A 22,797-nucleotide genomic window follows, 5' to 3' on the forward strand; every position below is an offset into this window, starting at 1 on the left:
CAGGTGGGGGCGCCGCAGCGCCGTCAGACCTGCTCGGTCTGGGTGGACGGGACGTCGGTCCCGGGGGTGGCTCCGACGGTCTCGTCATCGGCCGGGGCCGCAGCCGTCCCGTCCTGGGTCGTCGCGGTGCCCTCACCGCCCTTGGTCCGCTCGGCCTCACGGCGCTTCTCCTGGCGCACGACCGTCTTCTTCTTGGTCGGACCCAGGACCATGACCATGTTGCGGCCGTCCTGTCGCGGGGCGCTCTCGACGAAACCGAGCTCGGCGACGTCCTCGGCCAGGCGCTGCAGGAGCCGGAAGCCCAGCTCGGGCCGGGACTGCTCGCGACCGCGGAACATGATCGTGACCTTGACCTTGTCGCCTCCCTTGAGGAAGCGGACGACGTGACCCTTCTTGGTGCCGTAGTCGTGGTCGTCGATCTTGGGCCGGAGCTTGATCTCCTTGATGACCGTGTTGACCTGGTTCTTGCGGGACTCCCGGGCCTTCATGGCGGTCTCGTACTTGTACTTGCCGAAGTCCATGAGCTTGGCGACCGGAGGACGGGCCTCCGGGGCCCACCTCGACGAGGTCGAGATCTGCCTCGGCCGCCAGCCGCAGCGCGTCCTCGACGCGCACGATGCCGACCTGCTCCCCGTTCGGTCCCACCAGACGGACCTCGGGAACGCGGATCCGGTCGTTGATGCGAGGCTCGCTGATGTGCATGCTCCTTCGTCCGTTCGCGACGACCAGGCACCAGAAAGGCCTCCTGGCACCAGGTGCGCAAGAGGCCTGACACGGGTCCCACCCGGCCGTCGGTCGGCAGGAGGGGTATGCCGTGGGTTCGCCACGTCATACCCTGGCACCACTGCGGTGCCGGACCCGGACCCGGCGACCCTGAGGTCGACGCGGGTGGGGGCCGAGGCCCCTCTTGCACGTCGGACGCGCGGACGTCCGACTGGTCATTGATCATGCTAGCAGATCCACCCCGGGGCCCCGCGCGACGGGGCGACGCGCAGCCGCCCGTCCGCGCTCGGCCCGACCGCCGCGTTCCGACTGCCCTGCCCGCGCGGGGGCTCCACATGAACCGTTCAAGAAAACATGGTCCGATGGGGGTGTGCCGACCGCCCCCGTTGACCTGCTGCGCGCCGCCGGGCTGCGCGTCACCGGGCCCAGGGTGGCCGTGCTGGACGTGCTCGCCGATCACCCGCACGCCGACGCCGCCCGGGTGCTCGAGCAGGTCCGGGCCCGCTCCACCGCCGGAGCGGCGGGCGTCTCGGTGCAGGGGGTCTACGACGTCCTGTCCACCCTCGACGGGGCCGGCCTGCTCCGCCGCATCCAGCCGGCCCACTCGGTGGCCCGCTACGAGATCGACGGCGGGGACAACCACCACCACGTCGTCTGCCGCGGCTGCGGCCACCTGCACGACGTGCCCTGTTCCACCGGCTCGGTGCCCTGCCTGGACCCCACCGCACCCCAGGCCCTCGGGTTCCTCGTCGACGAGGCCGAGGTCATCTACTGGGGGCTCTGTCCGGACTGCCGCACCGACGACGTCGGCGCCGCCGGTGCACCACCGGCGACCACCCGAACCACCACGCCCATCCACCACGCGAAGGAGAACGCATGAGCCAGACCCAGCACGGGTTCGTCAACCAGCTGCATTCCGAGGAGCACCCCCGCACCACGGGGTCCACCACCACGGCGGGCGTGCCCTCGGGCTCGGACCGCAACTCCCTGTCCGTCGGCGCCGACGGGCCGCTGCTCCTGCACGACGTGAGCCTCATCGAGACCCTGGCCCACTTCGACCGGGAGAAGGTTCCGGAGCGCCTGCCCCACGCGAAGGGCTCGGGCGCCTTCGGCCGGTTCGTCGTCACCGAGGACGTCTCCCGCTGGACCAGCGCAGCCGGCTTCCAGAAGGGTGCGGAGTCCGAGGCCCTCGTGCGCTTCTCCACCGTCGCCGGTGAGCAGGGGTCTCCGGACACCTGGCGGGACGTGCGCGGCTTCGCGGTGCGGCTCTACACGAGCGAGGGCAACCACGACGTGGTCGGCAACAACACGCCGGTCTTCTTCGTGCGCGACCCCATGAAGTTCCCGCACTTCATCCGCAGCCAGCGGCGCCTGCCCGACAGCGGCCTGCGCTCGAACAACATGCAGTGGGACTTCTGGACCTCGACGCCGGAGTCGGCCCACCAGGTCACCTACCTCATGGGCGACCGTGGTCTGCCGAAGACCTGGCGGCACATGAACGGCTACTCCTCGCACACCTACATGTGGGTCAACGCCCAGGGTGAGCGCTTCTTCGTCAAGTACCACTGGCACAGCCACCAGGGTGTGGAGAACCTCACCAACGAGGAGGCCGGTCAGCTCGCGGGCGAGGACGCCGACTTCCACCGGCGCGACCTCTTCGACGCGATCGAGGCGGGCGACCTCCCCTCCTGGACGCTGTCGATGCAGATCATGCCGTACGAGGAGGCCAAGACCTACCGGATCAACCCGTTCGACCTCACCAAGGTGTGGCCGCACGCGGACTACCCGCTGGTCAAGGTCGGCACCCTGACCCTGGACCGCAACCCGGTGAACTTCCACGCCCAGATCGAGCAGGCGGCGTTCTCCCCGTCCAACCAGGTGCCCGGCACCGGGGTCTCCCCCGACAAGATGCTGCTGGCCCGCGTGTTCTCCTACCCGGACGCCCAGCGGCACCGGATCGGTGCGAACTTCCAGCACCTGCCGGTCAACCAGCCGAAGGTGCAGACGAACGCCTACCAGTTCGACGGTCCGATGGCGTTCCTGCACTCGGGCAACCAGCCCACCTACGCGCCCAACTCCTACGACCGTCCGTGGTCGGACGAGACCGGCCCGGTCGAGAACGGCTGGGAGGCCGACGGCGAGCTCGTGCGGCAGGCCTACACGCTGCGCGAGGACGACGACGACTTCACCCAGCCGGGGATCCTCGTGCGCGAGGTGTACAGCGAGGAGCAGCGCGGTCGGCTCGTGGAGACCGTCGTCGGCTCGCTGATGCCCGACGACGTGCGCGAGCCCGTGCTCTCCCGCGTCTTCGAGTACTGGCGCAACGTGGACGAGGGCATCGGTCGCCGCGTCGAGGAGGCCTACCGGGCCGCCAAGGGCGACCAGGTCCCGGGCGCCGGTCCCAAGGACGCGGACACCGGCAGCCCGGACGCCGAGGGTGTGCGGCCCGAGGTCGCGGCCTCGGCCCAGCCGGGCCACGCCGCCCACAGCTGATCGTCGGACCGGTCCGGACGGGCGCGTCGCTCCTGCGGGGGTGGCGCGCCCGTCGTCGGTCCGGGCCGCAGCCGGGCCTCAGGCGCCCCGCAGCCGGAAGGTCACCGCGTCGATGCGCGCACGCGTCTCGCCGTCGGCGGCGATCCGTTCCCCCACCGACGTGACCAGCCGGCGGACCTCGTCCTGGGTCAGCCCTGGCACGAGCGTCAGCCCGACCTGGAGCGCGAGGTCCGGGCCGGCGGCGCAGTCGTGGGAGACGACCGCCTCCTCCCCGGCCACCGCCGCGGCGACAGCGGCCCGCACCTGGTCGTCCTCGTGCGCCGGGACCCACGGACGACGACCCGTCGCGAGGGCCCACACCATGGACGGCCGGAGCAGGTATGCCGCCGTGCCCGGCGGCGCGGGCAGGTCCAGCGGGATGACCGAGCACCCCTCCTGGACGGCGGCGAGCGCGGCGCGCTGGGCAGTCACCGGCACCGGGCGGGCGTCGGCGTTCCAGGCGGCCAGGGCCGCCGTGGAGGTGAAGGCCGGCAGGGCGCGCGCCCCGTCGGGGGCCACCAGCGTCACCGAGGCCATGTCGCTGGAGACGTCCACGGGCACGCCCGAACTGTCGTCCACCTCGCCCGGCACGGCCACCACGGGCACCACGAGCCGCGCCGTGGCCACGGCGGCGACGAGCTCGGCCGGGTCGACCCCGGCGTCCGCACCCCCGGACGCCGCCCGGCCGTGGGCCGCGAGGAGTGCCGCGAGCGTCTCGTCCGCCGCACCGGTGTCCCCCTCGAACCCGGTGCCGGTGAGGGTCCGCCCCGTCCAGGGGACCCCTGCGCTGTCGTGCCCGGCCCGCGGGTCGTGGGCGCTGAAGCGGTGGGTCATGCGACGGCCTCCTTGGCCTGCGAGAGGGTGAAGGCGCCGTGGTACAGGGCGGCGCCCAGGACCGCGCCGGACGCCCCGGCCGCCCGCAGGGCCCGGAGGTCGTCGAGCTCCGCGATCCCGCCCGAGGACACCACGGGCACGCGCGTCCCCAGCCGTGCCACGACGCGGGCGAGCAGGCCGACGTCCGCACCGCTTCGGCGGCCGTCGCGGCCCGCGTCGGCGAGCACGACCGCGCCGGCGGTCGTCGGGGTGAGCAGCTCCACGAGCAGGTCGAGGACCCCCACGAGGGGGCCGAGGTCGACGCCCGAGCCCCGCGCGACCACCCGGTCCCCGAGCACGTCCACCCCGACGGCGATCCGCGGGCCCTCGGCCGCGAGCAGCCGACCCACCGCGACCGGGTCCTGCAGCGCCGTGGTCGCGAGGTTGACGCGCCACGCCCCGGTCGCCAGGGCCTGCGCGAGACCGCCGCGCCGTCGTCCAACCCTCCGGAGAGCTGGACCGGGACCGGCAGAGCCTGCACCAGGCCGGCGAGGAAGGCCGGGTCCGGGCTCCTCCCGAACGCGCGGTCCAGGTCGACCAGGTGGATCCGTTCGGCGCCCTCCTCGATCCAGTGCCGGGCCACCTCGAGCGGATCGGCGGGCCCGGGACCGACGACCTGCACGGCCCGCCGTCCGGCCACGTCCACGGCCGGCAGGAGCTCGAACGAGCTCATCGGCGGACCCGCCCCGCCGCCTTCCCCTCGGGGAGTCCCACCGGCACCCTCGCCCGCGGGCGGCCGCTCATTCGAGCACCCCCAGCTCGCGCCGCAGCCTGACGGAGTCGGCGACGGCGTCCTCGAACCACGTCACCTGACGGCCGGAGGGTTCGTGCCGGGCCGCCCCCGGCAGGTCCTCGGCCCGGGCGGGATCCTGCAGCAGCCGGGGTCCGGGAAGGCCGAGCGTGGCCATCACCGCCTGCAGCATGGTCACCGGGCGTGGTCTCGTCTCGTGGAGCAGGTCGACGAGCTCCTCCCTGCTGCGGGCCGGGCAACCGGCGGCCCGGACGATCTCCCCCGGGCCGGCAAGGTCCAGACCCGGCGGGCGGACCAGACCCACCTCCGGCTCCCAGACCACCCAGCCCGGCCCCCGGCGTCGACCGGCCGTGTGCAGGGTGACCACCGCCCGCCCGCCGACCTCGAAGAACCCGAGGGCCGGACCGGTCCGGCCCGGCACGGGGCGCCCGGCCAGCAGGAGGGCGCCGTCGTCGTAGGGCGGGCCGGTGCGGGTGCCTCCCACGGCGACGACCAGGCTCCACCGGCCGGCCGGTGCCCACACCAGCGGGACCACGGACCGTCCGACCCAGTCCGCCACCCGCTCACGCGGGCCGCCCAGCAGCAGGAGCGCGGTCGGCAGCGTCGCCGACGCCGACGCCGACGTCCGGTCGTCCGAGGGACGGGTGCTGGGGGTGGTCACCCGGACATCCTACGAACGCCCCCGGCCACCGGACGGACCGCCGTCGTGACCGCCCCGGCCCCGGCTCGGACGGGGGAAGCGCGAGGCCGAGCGCGGTGGGCCCCCGGGCGCCCGGTCGAAGCCGGCCGCCCGACCCGGGCGGGACCGCTGGGCCCCCGGTGTCGACACCGGGCTGCGCCCCCCGGGCGAGGGTGGCGCGTCGCCGTAGAAGAGACGGTCGACGACCTGCCGGGCGTGCCGGGCCGTGCGCCGCCACTCCTCGGCCAGCTCCGACCCGTGGCCGGGGGAGCGTCCCATCACCCGGGCCATCCCCTCGGCGTCACGCAGGGCGCTGGGGACCGAGTCGACGGCCCGCCCCCGCCACATCACCCCGGCGTCGCGCAGCTGGGAGGCCAGCGTCCACGCGCGGGCCAGCGTCGCCTGGTCCTCGGCCGACAGCAGGTCGGCCTCCACCGCCGCCTCGAGCGCAGCCAGGGTGCTGGTCGTGCGCAGCCCCGCGTGCTCGTGGGCGTGCTGCAGCTGCAGGAGCTGGGCCACCCACTCCACGTCGGAGAGGCCGCCGCGTCCGAGCTTGAGGTGGGCCCGGGGGTCCGCCCCCCGGGGCAGCCGCTCGGCCTCCATCCGCGCCTTCAGCCGGCGGATCTCGCGCACGGCCTCCGGGGTGATCCCCCGCCGCGCGGCCAGCGCAGTGGTTCGACGAGCTCGGTGAAGGCCCGCCCCAGGTCCTCGTCGCCGGCGACCGGCCGGGCGCGCAGCAGCGCCTGCGACTCCCAGCCGGCGGACCAGCGGGCGTAGTAGGTGGCGTAGCTCTCCAGCGTCCGCACCAGCGGCCCGGACCGTCCCTCCGGGCGCAGGTCGGCGTCCAGCTCCAGCGCCGGGTCCGGTCCGGCCCGTCCGGACAGGCCGGACCTCAGCTCGGCCACGACGTCGCCGGCCTGCCGGGTGGCCAGCTCGGGGTCGGCCCCCGGGTGCGGGCGGTGCACGTAGAGCACGTCCGCGTCGCTGGCGTAGCCCAGCTCGCGCCCGCCCAGCCGGCCCATGCCGACGACCAGCAGGTCGGTGACGAGCCCGCCGTCGCGCTCCTCCACGACGCGGGAGGCCACCTGGAGGGCGCCCCGGAGCGTCGCGTCGGTCACGTCGGTCAGGGCGCGCCGGACCTGCTCACCGGACCACCCGCCCACGAGGTCGCCCAGCACGGTGCGGACCAGCTCGCGGGCCCGTACCGTCCGGACGGCCACGAAGGCTTCGCCCGGGTCCGCCCGACGGGTGGCCGCGGCGGACATGCGGGCGAGCAGGGCCTCCTGCTCGGGGACGACGAGGGCGCCGGGGTCGCCGAGCAGCGCGACGGTCTCCGGCGCCCTCAGCAGCAGGTCGACGGCATACCGGCTGGTGGACAGGACCCTCGCGAGCCGTTCGGCGGCCGTCCCCTCGTCCCGCAGCATGCCCAGGTACCAGTGCGTGGTGCCCAGCGCGTCGCTGATCCGCCGGAAGGCCAGCAGGCCCGCGTCGGGGTCGGCCCCGTCCGCGAACCAGGCCAGCATCACCGGCAGCAGGTGGCGCTGGATGGTGGCCCGCCGGCTCAGACCCTCGGTCAGCGTCCCCAGGTGGCGCATGGCACCCTCGGGGTCGCGGAAGCCCAGGGCGGACAGGCGCTCCCGCGCGGCCTCCGGCGAGAGCCGCACCTCGTCGGTGGTCAGCCGGGCCACGGCCCCCAGCAGCGGCCGGTAGAAGAGCCGTTCGTGCAGCCGCCGCACGTCGCGCTGCACGGCGCGCCACCGCTGCACCACCGCGCGGTCTGCCTCGCCCCGCTCCCCCAGCGACCTGCCCAGCCGGCGCAGCTCGACCTCCGAGGTCGGCATGACGTGCGTCCTGCGCATGCGGTGCAGCTGCAACCGGTGCTCCAAGGTGCGCAGCAGACGGTAGGCCTCGTCGAGGACCCGCGCGTCGTCGCGGCCCACGTACCCACCGTCCCGGAGGGCGGCCAGCGCATCCAGCGTGGTGCGCGAGCGGAGGGTCTCGTCGGTGCGGCCGTGGACCAGCTGCAGCAGCTGGACGCTGAACTCGATGTCGCGCAGACCGCCCGGGCCCAGCTTGAGCTCGCGGTCGGCCTCCCCCGACCGGACGTTGCGCTCGACCCGGCGGCGCATCGCCTGCACGTCGTCGACGAAGTTCTCCCGCCCGGCGGCCTCCCAGACGAGCGGACCGACGAGCTCGGCCCACCGCTCCGCGAGCTCCTGGTCCCCCGCGACGTGACGGGCCTTGAGCAGCGCCTGGAACTCCCAGGTCTTGGCCCAGCGCTGGTAGTACTCGCGGTGGGAGTGCAGCGAGCGCACGAGCGGGCCGTTCTTGCCCTCCGGGCGCAGCGCCGCGTCGACCGGCCACAGGGACCCCTCGGACGTGGACTGCCCGCAGACGCGCATCACCGCGCTGGCCAGCGCCGCCCCGACGGCCAGGGCCTGCTCCTCCGACGTCCCGTCCCGGGGGCCGACCAGGAAGATCACGTCCACGTCGCTGATGTAGTTCAGCTCGCAGCTCGCACCCCCCCGTCTTGCCCATCGCCACGACGGCGAGGTCGCAGCAGGCCTCGTCCTCGGTCTCGTCCCGGGCCAGCACCAGCGCCCCCCTCAGGGCCGCGCCGGCCAGCTCCGCCAGCTCCGCCGCGACCACGGGGAGGAGGTCGACCGGGTCCTCGCTGGTGAGGTCCCGGGTCGCCACCCGCAGCAGCTGACGGCGGTAGGCCACGCGCAGCGCCTCGGCCCCCTCCCGGCCCGAGGTCCCCCTGACCGCGTCCTCCACCTGGGCCGGGTCGGGGTCCGCCCCCCCCACGACGTCCTCCAGGTGCTCGGGGTGGCGGACGAGGTGGTCGGCCAGCGCCCCGCTCCCCCCGAGCAGCGCGAGCAGCCGGCGGCGGGCGGTGCCTCCCCCACGCACCACGGGGAGCACCGCCCCGTCGGTGCGGGACCCGTCGGTCGCGGTGGTGCGCGGGTCCAGGAGCCGGACGAGCCCCAGGAGCGCGGCGTCCGGGTCGGCGACCCGGGACAGGTCCCCCAGGAGCGCGGGGACGTCCAGCTCCGCGCCCGCCCGTTCCACGACCTCGGCGAGGAGCCCGCCGGAGCGACGGGTGTCGGCGACCCCGGCACGGGCCAGCTCGGCCGCCGTCACCGGCCCGTCGTCCTCCCCCGGCGGACCACCACGACGCCGCACGGGTCCGGACCTCACAGGTGCAGCAGGTAGCGGTCGAGCTCGAAGCGGGTGACCTGGGAGCGGTACTCGCCCCACTCCTGCCACTTGTTCCGCAGGTAGAAGTCGAAGACCTGCTCGCCCAGGACCTCGGCGACCAGGTCCGACTCCTCCATCACGGCGACCGCCTCCCCCAGACTCTGCGGCAGCGGGTCGATCCCCAGGGCGCGCCGCTCGCTGTCGGTCAGCGCCCACACGTCGTCCTCGGCCTCGGGGGGCAGGTCGTAGCCCTCCTTGATGCCGCGCAGGCCCGAGGCGAGGATCACGGCATACGTCAGGTAGGGGTTGCAGGCGGCGTCGATCGAGCGGACCTCGATCCGGCGGGAGTGACCCTTGCCGATGGAGTACATGGGCACCCGGGCCAGCGCCGAGCGGTTGTTGTGCCCCCAGCACACGTAGGCGGGGGCCTCCCCGCCGCCCCAGAGGCGCTTGTAGGAGTTGACCCACTGGTTGGTCACCGCGCAGATCTCGCGGCTGTGCGCCAGCACCCCGGCCATGAACCGCCGTCCGGTCGTGGACAGCTCGTAGGAGGCTCCGGGCTCGTAGAACGCGTTGGTGTCCCCCTCGAACAACGACACGTGGGTGTGCATGCCCGAGCCCGGGTGCGGCGCCAGCGGCTTGGGCATGAACGTGGCGAACGCCTTCTCGTGGAGGGCGACCTCTCGCACGACCGTGCGGAAGGTCATGATGTTGTCCGCCATGGACAGGGCGTCGGCGTAGCGCAGATCGATCTCCTGCTGGCCGGGGCCGCCCTCGTGGTGGCTGAACTCGACCGAGATGCCCATCTGCTCCAGCATCTCGATCGCGCCGCGACGGAAGTCGTGGCCGTCCCCGCGGGCGACGTGGTCGAAGTAGCCGGCCTGGTCGACCGGGACCGGGCCGACCGAGGGGTCGTAGGGCTCCTTGAAGAGGTAGAACTCGATCTCCGGGTGGGTGTAGAAGGTGAAGCCCTCCTGCCCGGCGGCGTCCAGCGCCCGGCGCAGGATGTGCCGCGAGTCGGTGGCGGCCGGGCTCCCGTCCGGCATGTGGATGTCACAGAACATCCGGGCCGTCCGCTCCCGCCAGGGCAGGACCTGGAAGGTGTCGGCGTCCGGCTGGACCACCATGTCGGCCTCGTACACCCTCGTGAACCCCTCGATGACGCTGCCGTCGATCCCGATGCCCTCGGTGAAGGCCTGCTCGAGCTCGGCGGGGGCCACCGCCACCGACTTCAGGGTGCCGAGGATGTCGGTGAACCAGAGCCGGACGAACCGGATGTCCCGCTCCTCGATGGTGCGGAGGACGTACTCCTGCTGGCGGTTCATGACCTCATCCTGCCGCATCGTCCAGGTCCGCGGTGGCCCGGGCGTGGTCCTGCGCGAGGCGGTCGAGGTCGGCCCGGTGGGCCTCGAACCGGACGCCCCGGCCGTCGGTGCTCAGCCCGATCCCCTCCTGCAGCCACTGCTCCCGGGCCCGCGCGAGCAGGTCCGGCCGCAACCGCCCGGACCGGTCGGTCACCCGCCACCACGGCACGCCGGAGCCCCACCGCGCCATCACCGCCCCCACGTGACGAGGACCCGTGCCCACGAGCGAGGCGAGGTCCCCGTAGCTGACCACCCGGCCCGGCGGCACCGCCTCGACCGCCCGCAGGACCCGTTCCACGAGGAGGTCGTCCATCCGTCGGACCCTACCCGCGTGCGCCGCCTACGCTCTCGTCATGAGCACCCCCACGATCGGCTACGCCGCCATGCTCGAGCAGTTCCACCCCGCGGAGGCCGTGCGCCTGACCGCGCTGGCCGAGGAGCACGGCTTCTCCGGCTGCATGGCGGCCGACCACTTCCAGCCGTGGGTGCCCGCCCAGGGCGAGTCCGCCTTCGTCTGGAACGTGCTGACGGCGGTCGGCGAACGTACCCGGGGCGACCTCGGCCCGGGGGTCGTGTGTCCCAGCTTCCGCTGGCACCCGGCGATCGTCGCCCAGGCCGCGGCGACCCTCGAGGCCATGTACCCGGGCCGGACCTGGCTGGGCCTGGGGGCCGGCGAGGCGCTCAACGAGCACGTGGTCGGCGGCTACTGGCCCGAGGCCGGCGAGCGCTCCCGCCGGATGTTCGAGGCGGTGGAGCTGATCTCCCAGCTGTTCACCTCATCCCGGGAGGGCAAGGACTCGCGCTGGGCCGGAGAGCACTTCCGCATGGAGACCACCCGTCTGTGGACGATGCCCGAGCAGGCGCCGCCGATCCTCGTGGCGACGGCAGGACCGGTGAACGCCCGCCGTACCGGTCGCCACGCCGACGGGATCATCACCGTCGGGCCCCGCACGAGAAGGTCGGCATGCTCCTGGACCGGTTCGCCCAGGGGGCCAGGGACGCCGGCAAGGACCCCGACGGCATGACCCGGGTGCTGCAGCTCCACCTCTCCTGGGCGCCGACCGACGAGGAGGCCGTGGCCAACGCCCTCACCGAGTGGCCCAACGGGGGGATGAAGTTCCCCAAGGCCGACATCCGCTCCCCCCACGACCTGGCCCAGATGGCCGCGCTCGTGCGCGCCGAGGACTTCGAGGGGCGGATGGTGATCTCCAGCGACCCGGACGTGCACCGGGCCCACGTGCAGAGCTACCTCGACCACGGCTTCGACCGGGTCTACCTGCACAACGTCGGGCGCAACCAGGCGGAGTGGATCGAGGTCTTCGGCCGGGAGGTGCTTCCAGCGCTGCGCCGGTGAGCGACGTCAGCCGTTGAGCGGGTTGGCGTCCCAGTCCCGGGCCTGCGGGTCACCGGTGCGCCACTCGTCCTCGGCCGCCTCCTCCTCGTCCCAGCGGGCCGTCCGCTCCGCGGCGATGTCGAGCGCCCGAGAGGCCTCCTCCTCGGTGGCGTAGGGCCCCAGCAGGTCGTGGCTGCGGGCACGCTCGGGGTCGTCCCCCGCCTCGACCTGGCCGGTGCGGGTGTTGAACCAGTACTGCATACCGTCTCCTCCGGTGGTGGTGCCCGTGGGGCACGACTGCACTTCCTCGGGCCGTGGGCCGCCTCGGGACGGGCCACCTACACTCGACCCTATGCCGACGAGCACACCCCTCGCCCCCGGAAAGATCAGTCCCCGTCTCGCCGTCCCGACCGACCTGCCCCGCCCGGAGTACGTCGACCGGCCGGCGCCGGCGCCGTTCCGGGGGTCGGAGGTCAAGGACGCCGAGACCGTCGAGCGGATGCGGCACGCCGGTCGGATCGCCGCCCGGGCGCTGCAGCTGTGCGGCGAGATGGTCCGCCCGGGGGTCACCACGGACGAGATCGACCGCGCGGGCCACGCCTTCCTCCTGGACCACGGGGCCTACCCCTCCACGCTGGGCTACCGGGGTTTTCCCAAGTCGTTGTGCACCTCCGTCAACGAGGTCGTCTGCCACGGCATCCCGGACGACCGGCCCCTGCGGGACGGGGACATCTGCAACATCGACATCACCGCCTACGTGGGAGGCGTGCACGGCGACAACAACGCGACGTTCCTGTGCGGCGACGTCGCGGAGGAGACCCGGCTGCTCGTCGAGCGCACGCACGAGGCCCTGATGAGGGGGATCCGGGCGGCCCGTCCCGGGCGGCAGATCAACGTGGTCGGGCGGGTCATCGAGAGCTATGCCAGGCGGTTCGGCTACGGCGTCGTGCGCGACTTCACCGGCCACGGTGTCGGCGAGGCGTTCCACTCGGGGCTCGTCATCCCCCACTACGACGCCGCCCCGGACTACGACACGGTCATCGAGCCGGGGATGACCTTCACCATCGAGCCGATGCTCAACCTGGGCACGCACGAGTGGGTGGAGTGGGACGACGGCTGGACGGTCCTGACGGCCGACGGCCGTCCCTCCGCCCAGTTCGAGCACACCATCCTTATCACCGAGGACGGCCCGGAGATCCTCACCCTCCCCTGACCAGCCCGGGCCGCCGTCAGTGGCCCGTCCCCCAGCCACCGGAAGGACCACCATGGGACAGCACATCCTCGGCGTCGACATCGGCGGGAGCGGCATCAAGGGTGCCCCCGTCGACCTGGAGAAGGGCGCGTTCGCGACCGACCGGGTCCGCATCGACACCCCCGACGACGCCACTCCCGAGGCGGTGGCCGAGATCGTGGCCCAGATCATCGACGAGTTCGACGAGATCGACGCCGACAGCCCGGTCGGGATCACCGTGCCCGCCGTGGTGCACCACGGCGTGGTGCGGACGGCCGCCAACATCGACCCCAGCTGGATCGGCACGGACGCCGACGCGCTGTTCTCCCGGCACCTCGAGAGGCCGGTGCACGTGGTCAACGACGCGGACGCCGCCGGCGTGGCCGAGATGCACTACGGCGCCGGTCGGGGCAACGACGGCGTGGTGCTGCTGACGACGCTGGGCACGGGGATCGGGTCCGCGCTGTTCCGGGGTGGTGAGCTGTTGCCCAACACCGAGCTGGGCCACCTGGAGCTCGACGGCCACGACGCGGAGACGAGGGCGGCCAGCAGCGCGCGCGAGGAGGAGGACCTCTCCTGGGAGGAGTGGGCCGAGCGGCTGCAGCGCTACTACTCCCACGTGGAGAACCTCCTCTGGCCCGACCTGATCATCGTGGGCGGCGGCGTGTCGAAGAAGGCCCACAAGTTCCTTCCGCTGCTGCACCTGCGGGCGCCGGTGGTGGCCGCCGAGCTGCGCAACGACGCGGGGATCATCGGCGCCGCCTGGTACACGCGGCACGTGGAGGACTGAGCGACGGCGGACAGGATCGACCGGCCGCCCGGGCTGCGCCTCACCAGGAGGTGTGGCGCGGCCTGCCCTCCTCGAACCCGGCGGCCCCCGGACCCCCACGACGGCCCGGGTGTGGAACTCTCCCACGGTCCGGGCCCCTGCGTAGGTGAAGGCGCTGCGCACCCCGGAGACGATCTGGTCCAGGACGTCCTCCACCCCGGGGCGGTGGGGGTCGAGGAACATCCGGCCCGAGGAGATGCCCTCCTCGAACAGCGCGGACCGGGCCCGGTCGAAGGCCGACAGGTCCCTGGTGCGCTGACGCACCGCCCTGGCCGAGGCCATCCCGAAGGACTCCTTGTAGGCCCGGCCCTCCGCGTCGCGCATGAGGTCGCCCGGCGACTCCAGGGTCCCGGCGAACCAGGACCCGACCATGACCGACGCGGCCCCGGCGGCCAGGGCCAGGGCCACGTCGCGGGGGTGCTTGACACCGCCGTCGGCCCACACCTGCGCCCCGGTCTCCCGGGCCGCCTCCGCGCACTCCACGACGGCGGAGAACTGCGGTCGCCCGACACCGGTCATCATCCGGGTCGTGCACATGGCGCCCGGCCCCACCCCCACCTTGACGATGTCCGCCCCGGCCGCGGCCAGGTCGTGCACCCCGGCCCGGGAGACCACGTTGCCCGCGACGACCGGGACCCGGACACCGGTGCGGTCCGCGTGGGCGTCCCGGGCGGCGACCACCTGCGGCAGTGCCTCGAGCATCTTCTCCTGGTGCCCGTGTGCGGTGTCGACGACGAGGACGTCGACCCCGATGGCCAGCAGCTCGGCCGCCTTGGCCGGCACGTCCCCGTTGATCCCCACCGCCGCGCCGACGCACAGCCGGCCCTCCGGGTCGACGGCCGGCGCGTACATCGCCGAGCGCAGCAGACCGGTGCGGGTGACGATGCCCCTCAGCAGTCCCCCGGCGACCACGGGGGCCAGGTCCGCGCGGCTGCGTTCGAGGTCGTCGAAGGCCGCGCGCAGGTCGACGCCGTCCTCCAGGACCACCCGGGGCTCCTGCATGACCTCTGCGACCGAGGAGAACCGGTCCACGTCCTCGCAGTCGGCCTCGGTCACCACCCCGACCGGCCGACCCGCCTCCACGACGACCGCGGCCCGGTGCGCCCGCTTGCCCATGACGGACAGGACCTGGGCCACGGGGGCGGACCGTTCGACGACGATCGGGGTCTCGTAGACGGGGTGGCTGGCCTTGACGCGCTCGACCGTCCTCCGCACCTCGGGCAGGGGGATGTCCTGGGGCAGCACGGCCGCACCCCCCCGACGGGCCACCGTCTCGGCCATCCGACGGCCGGAGACCGCGGTCATGTTGGCCACCACCACCGGGACCGTGGTCCCCACCCGGTCGGGGGTGGTCAGGTCCACGTCCAGACGCGAGGTCACCGCCGAGCGGGAGGGAACCATGAACACGTCGGCGTAGGTCAGCTCGTGCGTCGGCCGCATACCGTTGAGGAACTCCACGGTGCCCCAGCGTACGCACCCCTGGCGCAGCACCAGCGGGCGTCCTAGCGTGGGGCCGACACCGACCTGACGGAGGTAGACCATGCAGCTGACGCACCGGGGCCACGCCTGCCTGCTCCTCGAGGAGCAGGACCAGCGCATCCTCGTCGACCCGGGGACCTTCTCCGACCTGGACGACCTGACCGGACTCACCGCGGTCCTGGTGACCCACCAGCACCCGGACCACCTCGATCCGCGCCGCGGACCCGAGCTCCTGCGGGCCAACCCCGACGCCCGGGTGCTCGTGGAGTCCCAGACGGCCGAGCTGCTCGCCGACCAGGGCCTGGGCGGGCGGCTGGAGCGGCTCGAGCCGGGCGGCCGCGTCGACCTGGGACCCGTCGAGCTGCGGCCGGTGGGCGAGCAGCACGCCGTGATCCACCCCTGGGTGGAGCGGATCGGCAACACCGGCGTGGTCCTGGAGGCGGGCGGGACCGCCCTGTTCCACCCGGGTGACGCCCTGGACGCCGACCCGGGACCGGTCGACCTGCTCGCCGTCCCGGTCAACGCGCCCTGGGGCAAGATCGCCGAGACGCTGGAGTTCGTGCGCAGGGTCCCCCCGCGGCGGGGCGTGGTCCCGGTGCACGACGGTCTCCTCAACGACACGGGCCGCTCGATGTACCTCAAGCACATCGGTGACTTCGGTGCCGAGGGCGGGGTGGAGGTGCTCGACCTTCGGGGTGTCGGGGCGGCGACGCTCTGAGCGGTAGACTGGGAGGCTGAGGATGAGTCGGCCAGGCGGCCGCGTCGGACCTTCGGGTCCGCCGAGGAACGTCCGGGCTCCACAGGGCACGGTGGTGGCTAACGGCCACCCGGGGCGACCCGCGGGACAGTGCCACAGAAAGTAGACCGCCCACCGGTCCGCCGGTGGGTCAGGGTGAAAGGGTGGTGTAAGAGACCACCAGCACGCCAGGTGACTGGCGTGGCTCGGTAAACCCCACCGGGAGCAAGACCAGACAGTGCGTGCTCGAGGGCTGCCCGCCCGAGCGCACGGGTAGGTCGCTGGAGGCGGTCGGCAACGGCCGTCGTAGATGGATGGCCGCCACCTCCGCAGCGCCGGCGACGGCGCGGAGGGACAGAACCCGGCGTACCGGCCGACTCATCCTCACCAGGCCCCGTCCGCACCGGGCGCCGCCGGCGATATCTCAGCCCAGGGGGCGGCCGGCGGTGCTCAGCCCAGGGCGCCGGTGAGCAGGTCGACGACGACGAAGACCGCGGTGAACGCAGCGACCCCGATCGGGATCACCGACAGCACCTTGTTCATCGACCGGGTGTCGGCCGTCCCCGTCGGCACGGCGTCGGACGTCGGGGCGGGTGCGCGGAAGCTCATGACGCCGATTCTGCCACACCGTCGACGTGCGCCCCGTCGACGATCCGGAGGTCGACCCGCCCGGCGAGCACGTCGACGGCGACGACCTCGACCCGCACGGCGGTGCCGGGCTCGGCGCGGCCCTCGGCGAGCTCGCTGACCGGCGGGTCGATCAGCTGCACGACGACGTCCCCCCCCGCCGCCCGACGTCCACCACGACCGCCTCGAAGGTGCCGCCGACGTGGTCGGCGAGCACGGCGGCCTCGACCGACGAGAGGCAGGAGCGCTCGACGGCCCGGGTCCGACGGTCGGCCTCGGCCATGAGATCGGGCAGCACCGGCAGCGCCTCCTCGACCCAGGAGGGCAGCTCCCGCCCGTGCACGAGGGCCTCGCACACCGCCAGCGAGAACCGGTCGACGAGGCGGCGCAGGGGGGCGGTCGTGTGGGTGTACGGGGCGGCGATGGCCGCCTGGACCACCTCGTCCTCGGGCGGGGACGTGCCGTCGAGGACGGTGTAGCCGGCTCCGCGGAACAGGCTGGTGGCGGCGTTGATGACGGCCAGGTGGGCGGGGTCGTCGCGGTCCAGGGTGCGCAGGAACCGGCCGTAGGTCAGGCCCTCGGGCCACGGGACGCCCAGGGCCCTGGCCTCCCGCCGGAAACGGGCGACGGCGCCCGCGTCGGGGCTCGGCATCGTGCGCAGGATGCCGGTGCCGGCCTCGAGCATGATGCGGGCGGCCACCATGCCCGTGAGCAGGGAGACCTGGGCGTTCCAGTCCTCGGCCGCGAGCAGGGGCCGCAGGCGCAGGTGGTAGTGGCCCTCCTCGTCCACCTCCACCTCCTGCTCCGGCATCGGCAGGCTGGCCCCGCCCCGCTCGTCCTCGCGCCGGATCCGCAGCTCACCGACCTCCTTGAGCAGCAGGAGCGTGTCCTCGGCCCCTCCCCCGTCCACCAGCGCCTGCACCTCCTCGTAGGTGTAGCGGCGCACCGAGCGCACCATCGCCCGGTAGAGGTCGGCCCGGTCGCGCTCGCCCCCGGCGGTGAGGCGCATGTCCCACACGTAGGCGGGACGCACCTCGTCCGGCAGCAGGCTGGCCGCGTCCTCGCTGAGATGGGGCGGGTGGAGCGGCACGCGCACGTCGGGGCAGTAGACCGTCATACCCCGGCGGCGCACCTCCGCGTCCAGCGCTCCGCCCTCGGGCAGGAACGCGGGGACGTCGGCGATCGCGTAGCGCACCCGGTAGCCCTCGCCGTCGCGCTCGACGTGCAGGGCCTGGTCCAGGTCCATGGACCCCGGCGGGTCGATCGTGACGAAGGGGACCCCCGTCTCGTCGCGGTCGGGCAGGTCCGGGGCCGCCACGGCCCGCTCCACCTCGGCGAGCACCTCCGCGGAGAAGCCGGTCGGCAGGTCCTGCTCGGCGCGCGCCCGTTCGAAGGCCCGCTCCAGCAGCTGGGTGTGCCCGCCGGTGCCGGAGAGCCGTGTCGCACGCTGAACCATGGCCGCCACCCTACGTCGCCTACCCTGCGTGTCGTGCTGATCCTGCTGCCCCCCTCCGAGTCCAAGGCGACCCGCGGCCGCGGGGCCCCCGCGCGTCCGCACACCCTCTCCTTCCCGGCCCTGGCCCCTGCCCGGGCGCAGGTCGCCGCCGCGCTGGCCCGGGCGAGCGCGCGACCAGACGCGGCCGCCGTGCTGGGCGTCGGCCCCGGAGTCGCCGCGGAGGTCGCGCGCAACCTGCGCCTGCAGGAGGCCCCCGCGCTGCCGCCCGCGACCTGTACACCGGTGTGCTCTACGACGCCCTGGACCTGGCCTCGCTGGACCTCGCCTCCGCCCGGCGCGCCACCCGGAGGCTGGTCGTCGTCTCTGCCCTCTACGGGGCGGTCCGCCCCACCGACCGGCTGGCTCCCTACCGTCTGTCCATGGGCGTGTCTCTGCCGGGCCCGGGCCCGCTCGCGTCGTTCTGGCGTCCTCACCTGGGTCCGGTGCTCGAGGCGGCCGCGGGCCTCGGACTGGTCGTGGACTGCCGCTCCAGCACGTATGCCGCCGCCTGGGCACCGGGGGAGGCGCTCGCGCCGCGGTGGGTGCAGGTCCGCGTCCCGGGGGCCACCCACATGGCCAAGCACACCCGGGGCCTGGTGGCCCGTGCCCTGTGCCGCACGCCGGCCGACCCCCGGCGCGTGCAGGACCTCCCCGCCCTGCTCGGCCAGGAGTTCGACGTCGCGCTGCACGAGCCGGCACGCCGGGGCCGGTCCTGGATCCTCGACGTCGTGGCCCGGTAGCTCCAGGCACGGGACGCCCGTCGGTGCTCGGCGGGAGCACGCGGCGGCACTAGCCGGGCGGGCCCTCGAGGGAGCTGTCCAGGATGCGGACCCGGGCCTCGGTCTGGGCCACGTCGTCGGCGAACGCCGGGTCGTAGAGGTGGTGGGTGTCGTTGACGAACTCCACCTGCACCCCGCCGTCGGCCCACACCTCGACGGCCGTCAGGGACGTGGGGGCGGTGGCCACCGACCAGGCCCTCGAGTGGTCGATGCCCAGCAGCCGGCCGAGCACCGACATGAGCACCACCCGGTGGGTGGCGACGACGACGGTGCCGCCGCGCGAGATCGCCCGTCCCAGCGCGCCGCCCACCCGCCGGTCGAGCTCGCGCCGGGTCTCCCCGCCGGGAGGGGCGAAGTCGAGGTCGTGCCGGAGCCGGGCGAGGTCCGCGGCGCTCTCCCGGACCAGGTCGGGCATGGCCCGACCGTCCCAGGAGCCGAACCCCTGCTCGTCCCAGTCGGCGTCCTCCTCCCGGGGCACCCCCAGGTGGTCGGCGACGACCTGTCCCGTCTGGCGGGCCCGCCGCAGGGACGAGGAGACCACGGTGACCCGGCCGGGGTCCGAACGGTCGAGGAGACGCCGGACGGCGACGGCGGCGGCCCGGGCCTGCGCCAGACCGGTGGCGTTGAGGGCAGGGTCGGCACCTCCCCGCCCGTCGAGCCGGTGACCCTGGGTGAAGTCGGTCACCCCGTGGCGCACCAGGACCAGCCGCGTCTGCCCCTCCAGCGTCGGCACGGTCTCGTCGGAGACGAAGACGTCGGTGAGGGGCACCCGGGCGTCGCCGAAGACCTGGCCGGTGCCGGGGCGGTCGCCGGGGGCCACGCCGCGGCCCACCCGCCCGGACGTGGGGCCACCGGGACCGGTGACCGTGGACACCTCCGGCGCCTCCCCGGGCCGGTCGGAGCCGGCGCCCTCCCCCAGGAGGTCACGGTGGACGATGCGTCCGTCCATCGCCACGTTCGACAGCGCGTCCGCCGCACCGTTGCGCTCCCGCGGGATCCAGGTGAACCGGACCGTGCCCCCGGCGGCCTGGACCTGGTCGACGAGCTGACGGGCCTGGAGTGCCAGCCGGCGCATGTCCTCGTGCTTGATCTTCCACCGCCCGCACATCTGCTCCACGACCAGCTTGGAGTCCATCCGGACCTCGACGGCCGCGTCGGTCGCCAGGCCCAGGTCGAGCACGGCCTGCAGTCCGGCCACGAGGCCGCTGTACTCGGCCACGTTGTTCGACGCGCGGCCGAGAGGCACCGCCCGTTCGGCCAGCAGCTCCCCGGTCCGCGCATCCTTGACCAGCGCCCCGTAGCCGGCCACGCCCGGGTTGCCCCGGGAACCGCCGTCCGCCTCGACCACCAGGGCCGGGCGCAGGCTCACAGACCGGACTCCGAGGTCCGCACGAGGACGCGGCCGCACTCCTCGCACCGGAGCACCTCGTCCTCTCGGCGCGTTGCGGATCCGCGAGAGGTCGACCGCGTTGAGGTCCAGCCGGCAGCCGCCGCACCGGCGCTGGACGAGCGGGGCCGCGCCGGTCCCGCTGTGCGCCCGCACCCGGTCGTAGAGGGCGAGCAGCTCCGCGGACAGGTCGGCCACGACCGCCGGCCGACCATGGGCGACCTCCTCGCGCTCGGCGCTGATCCGGGCGGCCTTCTCGTCGCGCTGGGCGCGCAGGGACGTCAGCCGCTCGGCGTGCTCGGCGTGCGCCCGGGCGGCCCGGTCGGCCGAGCCCTGGGCGGCCTCCACCCGCTCCATGACCTCCAGCTGCTCGTCCTCGAGCACCCCCTGGCGCCGCTCCAGCGAGGCCAGCTCGTGCTGCAGCCCCTGCAGGGACTTCGAGGTGCCGGTGCCGGCGTCGAGCCGGGCCTGGTCCCGGGCGGCCCGGTCGCGCACCTGCTGCACGGCCGCCTCGGCCTTGGCCACCTCCCGCTGGAGGTCCGAGACCGCGGTCTCGGTGCGCACCACCTCGGCGCGCAGGTCCGCCTCGGCCGCCTCGAGCCGGGCGATGTCGACCAGCTCGGGGAGGGTGCGCAGCTGGTGGTCCAGCTGGGTCAGCCGGGTGTCGAGGTCGAGCAGGTCAAGGAGTCGGGACTGCATCTGCGGGCTGGCCTTCACGGCATACCTCCGGGTCGGGGTGCAGGACGGGCGGTCACGGGGCCCACCTCGGGCGGACGGGCTCCGACGACGAAGTCCCAGGGGTCGGAGCGCACGGTGGACAGGGAGAGGCTCACGCTACCGCCGAGCCGGTCGGCCAGGAGCCGCCGCACCATCGGCAGCCACAACGACTCGCTGGCCCAGTGCCCCGCGTCGACCAGGTAGGGCGTTCCCGCGGAGGGGTCCGCCCCCCGGCTCCGCGCGGCGGCCCTGGCCTCCTGCCGGGCCTCGAGGGCGGGGTGGTGCCGCAGGTCGGCCGTGACGTAGGCGTCGGCACCGCTGCGGCGGGCGGCGTCCAGCGCCGAGTCCCCGGCACCACCGAGCACCGCCACCCTGCGCACGGACGCCCCGGGCGGGCCCGCGACCCGCACCCCCGACGCGGTCGGCGGCATGGCTGCGTGGAGGGTCGTGGCGAGGTCGGCGAGGGTGGTGGGCGCGGGCAGGTCCCCCACCCTGCCCAGCTCCTGGTCCTCCACCACCTGCAGGGCGTCGGTCTCCTCCAGCCCGCACGCCCGGGCGAGCGCATGGCCGACCCCGGGATCGGCCACGTCGGCGTTCGTGTGCGCGCAGTAGAGCGCGACGTCGTTGACGACGAGGTCGGTGATGGTGGCGCCCTTGGCGCTGGTCGTCGCGACGGAGTGGATGCCCCGCAGCAGCAGGGGGTGGTGGGTCAGGACGAGGTCGGCACCGGCGGCGACCGCCTCGGCGACCACCTCCAGCGTCGGGTCGACGGCGAGCAGGACGCTGCGCACCCGTTGGTCGGGATCACCGGCGACCAGGCCGACGCGGCGGTCCCACGACTGGGCGGTGGCGGGCGGGTAGAGCTCCTCGAGCACCGCGACGACCTCGCGCAGCGGCAGCCCCTCGGGGCTGCTGCCGGCGACCTCTCTGCTGTTGTCCACGTGGGCCCGGCCGGGCTCGAACCGACGACCTACGCGGTGTAAACGCGGCGCTCTACCAGCTGAGCTACAGGCCCCTAGGGGCGACCATTGTGCCAGTCCGCCCGGGCGGTTCGGCACGCGTGTCGGGACGACGGGCGCCGTGCCCGGTGCTACAGGCCCCTGACCGCCTCGTGCAGCAGGCCGATGGGGCGCTCCTCCCCCGGTCCGTGGACCAGGCTCCACGTGACCACCCCCCGCGGGTCGACCAGGAACGTCCCGCGCGCGGCGGCCCCCGTGTCCTCGTCGAGCACGCCGTAGGCGCGGCTCACCCGGCCGTGGGGCCAGAAGTCGGACAGCAGGGGGAAGCGGTAGCCCTCGTGCGCGGACCAGGCCCGCAGGGAGGAGGTGGGGTCGCAGGAGAGGCCCACCACCTGGACCCGGTCGTTGACGAACTCGTCGATGTTCAGCTGGATCTCCAGCAGCTCCCCGGTGCAGATCGAGGAGAACGCGAAGGGGAAGAACACCATGAGCAGGTGCCGCTCGGCGACGAGGTCGGCCAGGCGCTGCCGGTCGCCGTGCTGGTCGGGCAGGTCGAGGTCGGGAGCGAGGGCCCCCACCTGCGGGTATGCCGTCACCGGCGACCCACGAGACGCTGGCCGATCCAGGCGCCCAGGGGGATGGCGCCCGCGGCCGACAGGGAGCACGTCGTGCAGGCCTCCTGGACCTCGTGGGCGGCCACGCGGTCGGGCCGTCCGGCACCGGGCGTCAGCAGGGCGATGAACCCACCCTCCTCGAGCGTGGTGAGGGCGTCGACGAGCTCGTCGGCAAGGTCACCGTCGCCGTCGCGCCACCAGAGCAGCACCACGTCGACGACCCCGTCGTAGTCCTCCCCCTCCAGGGGACCCTCGACGAGGCCTCCACGGCGGCCCTGAGGTCCTCCTCGACGTCGTCGTCGTCGCCGTACTCGACGACGATCTGGCCCGGGGCGAAACCCAGCCGTCGGGCGGGCGCGACCAGCGGGCCTGCGTCCGTGTCGATCTCGTTCACGTTCCTCTCACCGTCCATGGTGAGGACTACACAACTAGAGGGTGGCCCGGATGTAAAGGTGGCGTCGCCCGGGCCCTCGGGGCGGCGGCCGACC

20 protein-coding genes, 1 tRNA gene, 1 other RNA gene and 5 pseudogenes are annotated in these 22,797 nt (G+C 74.2%); 8 read left to right on the forward strand and 19 right to left on the reverse strand.

The window, feature by feature from the left end:
* Positions 1–23: 23 nt before the first annotated feature.
* Positions 24–702: pseudogene (infC, locus tag ACQ95T_RS12090) on the reverse strand (translation initiation factor IF-3).
* A 391-nt stretch (positions 703–1,093) separates the two neighbouring features.
* On the opposite strand from infC, the gene ACQ95T_RS12095 reads away from it, so the two are divergent.
* On the forward strand, positions 1,094–1,603 hold the full coding sequence (locus ACQ95T_RS12095; protein ID WP_425944218.1) for a Fur family transcriptional regulator: 510 nt from the start codon (positions 1,094–1,096) through the stop codon (positions 1,601–1,603).
* Positions 1,600–3,216, forward strand: coding sequence for a catalase (locus ACQ95T_RS12100; RefSeq protein WP_425944220.1), 1,617 nt, complete (start codon positions 1,600–1,602; stop codon positions 3,214–3,216). The genes ACQ95T_RS12095 and ACQ95T_RS12100 overlap by 4 nt, the downstream gene beginning before the upstream one ends.
* A 78-nt stretch (positions 3,217–3,294) precedes the next feature.
* Here ACQ95T_RS12100 and ACQ95T_RS12105 read toward each other — a convergent pair whose 3' ends face one another.
* The 7 genes and pseudogenes from ACQ95T_RS12105 to ACQ95T_RS12135 all read right to left on the reverse strand — a co-directional run bounded on the left by ACQ95T_RS12105 (position 3,295) and on the right by ACQ95T_RS12135 (position 10,436).
* Complete coding sequence (locus tag ACQ95T_RS12105; RefSeq protein ID WP_431472962.1) at positions 3,295–4,089, reverse strand: SseB family protein; 795 nt, start codon at positions 4,087–4,089, stop codon at positions 3,295–3,297.
* Entirely contained in the window at positions 4,086–4,700 is a 615-nt protein-coding gene (locus tag ACQ95T_RS12110) for a HisA/HisF-related TIM barrel protein (protein WP_431473829.1), read from the reverse strand. Before ACQ95T_RS12110 ends, ACQ95T_RS12105 begins: the two co-directional genes overlap by 4 nt.
* A pseudogene (locus tag ACQ95T_RS12115) lies at positions 4,610–4,801 on the reverse strand (HisA/HisF-related TIM barrel protein); the annotation flags it as partial. The pseudogene ACQ95T_RS12115 and the gene ACQ95T_RS12110, both read right to left, overlap by 91 nt.
* 67 nt (positions 4,802–4,868) lie before the next feature.
* A complete protein-coding gene (locus tag ACQ95T_RS12120) occupies positions 4,869–5,540 on the reverse strand; it encodes a hypothetical protein (RefSeq protein WP_425944226.1) in 672 nt (223 codons plus the stop codon).
* Positions 5,541–5,741: 201 nt separating this feature from the next.
* A pseudogene (locus ACQ95T_RS12125) lies at positions 5,742–8,702 on the reverse strand (bifunctional [glutamine synthetase] adenylyltransferase/[glutamine synthetase]-adenylyl-L-tyrosine phosphorylase); the annotation flags it as partial.
* 53 nt (positions 8,703–8,755) lie between these two features.
* Complete coding sequence (locus ACQ95T_RS12130; RefSeq protein WP_425944230.1) at positions 8,756–10,084, reverse strand: glutamine synthetase family protein; 1,329 nt, start codon at positions 10,082–10,084, stop codon at positions 8,756–8,758.
* A 4-nt stretch (positions 10,085–10,088) separates the two neighbouring features.
* Positions 10,089–10,436 carry an MGMT family protein gene (locus tag ACQ95T_RS12135; protein ID WP_425944232.1) on the reverse strand — a complete coding sequence of 116 codons (348 nt, stop codon included), beginning with the start codon at positions 10,434–10,436 and terminating at the stop codon, positions 10,089–10,091.
* Between the two features lie 40 nt (positions 10,437–10,476).
* On the opposite strand from ACQ95T_RS12135, the pseudogene ACQ95T_RS12140 reads away from it, so the two are divergent.
* Positions 10,477–11,477 (forward strand): annotated as a pseudogene (locus ACQ95T_RS12140) (TIGR03557 family F420-dependent LLM class oxidoreductase).
* 6 nt (positions 11,478–11,483) lie between these two features.
* Here ACQ95T_RS12140 and ACQ95T_RS12145 read toward each other — a convergent pair.
* Positions 11,484–11,717, reverse strand: a complete 234-nt coding sequence (locus tag ACQ95T_RS12145; protein ID WP_425944236.1) for a hypothetical protein — start codon at positions 11,715–11,717, stop codon at positions 11,484–11,486.
* 91 nt (positions 11,718–11,808) lie between these two features.
* Between ACQ95T_RS12145 and map the strand changes: the two genes are divergently transcribed.
* The gene (map, locus tag ACQ95T_RS12150; protein WP_425944238.1) at positions 11,809–12,669 is read left to right on the forward strand and encodes a type I methionyl aminopeptidase; all 861 of its coding nucleotides are present in this window, start codon (positions 11,809–11,811) and stop codon (positions 12,667–12,669) included.
* Between the two features lie 52 nt (positions 12,670–12,721).
* Positions 12,722–13,477, forward strand: a complete 756-nt coding sequence (ppgK, locus tag ACQ95T_RS12155) for a polyphosphate--glucose phosphotransferase (RefSeq protein WP_425944240.1) — start codon at positions 12,722–12,724, stop codon at positions 13,475–13,477.
* A 40-nt stretch (positions 13,478–13,517) separates the two neighbouring features.
* Here the strand turns inward: ppgK and ACQ95T_RS12160 are convergent.
* Positions 13,518–14,974: pseudogene (locus ACQ95T_RS12160) on the reverse strand (GuaB1 family IMP dehydrogenase-related protein).
* A gap of 82 nt (positions 14,975–15,056) precedes the next feature.
* Between ACQ95T_RS12160 and ACQ95T_RS12165 the strand changes: the two are divergent.
* Together ACQ95T_RS12165 and rnpB are read left to right on the forward strand one after the other, a co-directional pair.
* The gene (locus ACQ95T_RS12165) at positions 15,057–15,713 is read left to right on the forward strand and encodes an MBL fold metallo-hydrolase (protein WP_431472963.1); all 657 of its coding nucleotides are present in this window, start codon (positions 15,057–15,059) and stop codon (positions 15,711–15,713) included.
* A 23-nt stretch (positions 15,714–15,736) separates the two neighbouring features.
* An RNA gene (rnpB, locus tag ACQ95T_RS12170) (RNase P RNA component class A) lies at positions 15,737–16,116 on the forward strand.
* Between the two features lie 65 nt (positions 16,117–16,181).
* Here the strand turns inward: rnpB and ACQ95T_RS12175 are convergent.
* The 3 genes from ACQ95T_RS12175 to ACQ95T_RS12185 are packed head-to-tail and all read right to left on the reverse strand — an operon-like array spanning position 16,182 to position 17,814.
* Positions 16,182–16,340: a hypothetical protein gene (locus ACQ95T_RS12175; RefSeq protein ID WP_425944246.1), complete on the reverse strand. Its 159-nt coding sequence runs from the start codon at positions 16,338–16,340 to the stop codon at positions 16,182–16,184.
* Positions 16,337–16,501, reverse strand: coding sequence for a hypothetical protein (locus ACQ95T_RS12180; RefSeq protein WP_431472964.1), 165 nt, complete (start codon positions 16,499–16,501; stop codon positions 16,337–16,339). Before ACQ95T_RS12180 ends, ACQ95T_RS12175 begins: the two co-directional genes overlap by 4 nt.
* A complete protein-coding gene (locus tag ACQ95T_RS12185) occupies positions 16,492–17,814 on the reverse strand; it encodes a ribonuclease catalytic domain-containing protein (RefSeq protein ID WP_431472965.1) in 1,323 nt (440 codons plus the stop codon). The genes ACQ95T_RS12180 and ACQ95T_RS12185 overlap by 10 nt, the downstream gene beginning before the upstream one ends.
* Positions 17,815–18,098: 284 nt before the next feature.
* Here ACQ95T_RS12185 and ACQ95T_RS12190 point away from each other — a divergent pair, with 284 nt between their 5' ends.
* Complete coding sequence (locus ACQ95T_RS12190) at positions 18,099–18,593, forward strand: YaaA family protein (RefSeq protein ID WP_431472966.1); 495 nt, start codon at positions 18,099–18,101, stop codon at positions 18,591–18,593.
* 49 nt (positions 18,594–18,642) lie between these two features.
* On the opposite strand, the gene ACQ95T_RS12195 is transcribed toward ACQ95T_RS12190, so the two are convergent.
* From ACQ95T_RS12195 to ACQ95T_RS12220, 6 genes are all read right to left on the reverse strand, one after another.
* Positions 18,643–20,736 (reverse strand): DUF7581 domain-containing protein, encoded by a 2,094-nt coding sequence (locus tag ACQ95T_RS12195; protein WP_431472967.1) that lies wholly within the window; start codon positions 20,734–20,736, stop codon positions 18,643–18,645.
* Positions 20,733–21,677 carry a Nif3-like dinuclear metal center hexameric protein gene (locus ACQ95T_RS12200; protein WP_431472968.1) on the reverse strand — a complete coding sequence of 315 codons (945 nt, stop codon included), beginning with the start codon at positions 21,675–21,677 and terminating at the stop codon, positions 20,733–20,735. The genes ACQ95T_RS12195 and ACQ95T_RS12200 overlap by 4 nt, the downstream gene beginning before the upstream one ends.
* A gap of 1 nt (position 21,678) precedes the next feature.
* Positions 21,679–21,751: transfer RNA gene (locus ACQ95T_RS12205), tRNA-Val, on the reverse strand.
* 75 nt (positions 21,752–21,826) lie between these two features.
* The gene (locus ACQ95T_RS12210; RefSeq protein WP_425944258.1) at positions 21,827–22,291 is read right to left on the reverse strand and encodes a peroxiredoxin; all 465 of its coding nucleotides are present in this window, start codon (positions 22,289–22,291) and stop codon (positions 21,827–21,829) included.
* Positions 22,288–22,521, reverse strand: coding sequence for a DUF3052 family protein (locus ACQ95T_RS12215; RefSeq protein ID WP_431472969.1), 234 nt, complete (start codon positions 22,519–22,521; stop codon positions 22,288–22,290). The genes ACQ95T_RS12210 and ACQ95T_RS12215 overlap by 4 nt, the downstream gene beginning before the upstream one ends.
* Positions 22,422–22,721 (reverse strand): DUF3052 family protein, encoded by a 300-nt coding sequence (locus tag ACQ95T_RS12220; RefSeq protein WP_431472970.1) that lies wholly within the window; start codon positions 22,719–22,721, stop codon positions 22,422–22,424. Before ACQ95T_RS12220 ends, ACQ95T_RS12215 begins: the two co-directional genes overlap by 100 nt.
* Between the last annotated feature and the right edge of the window lie 76 nt (positions 22,722–22,797).

The sequence above is a fragment of the Ornithinimicrobium carbonis genome (assembly GCF_050703245.1).
GTDB lineage: Bacteria > Actinomycetota > Actinomycetes > Actinomycetales > Dermatophilaceae > Ornithinicoccus.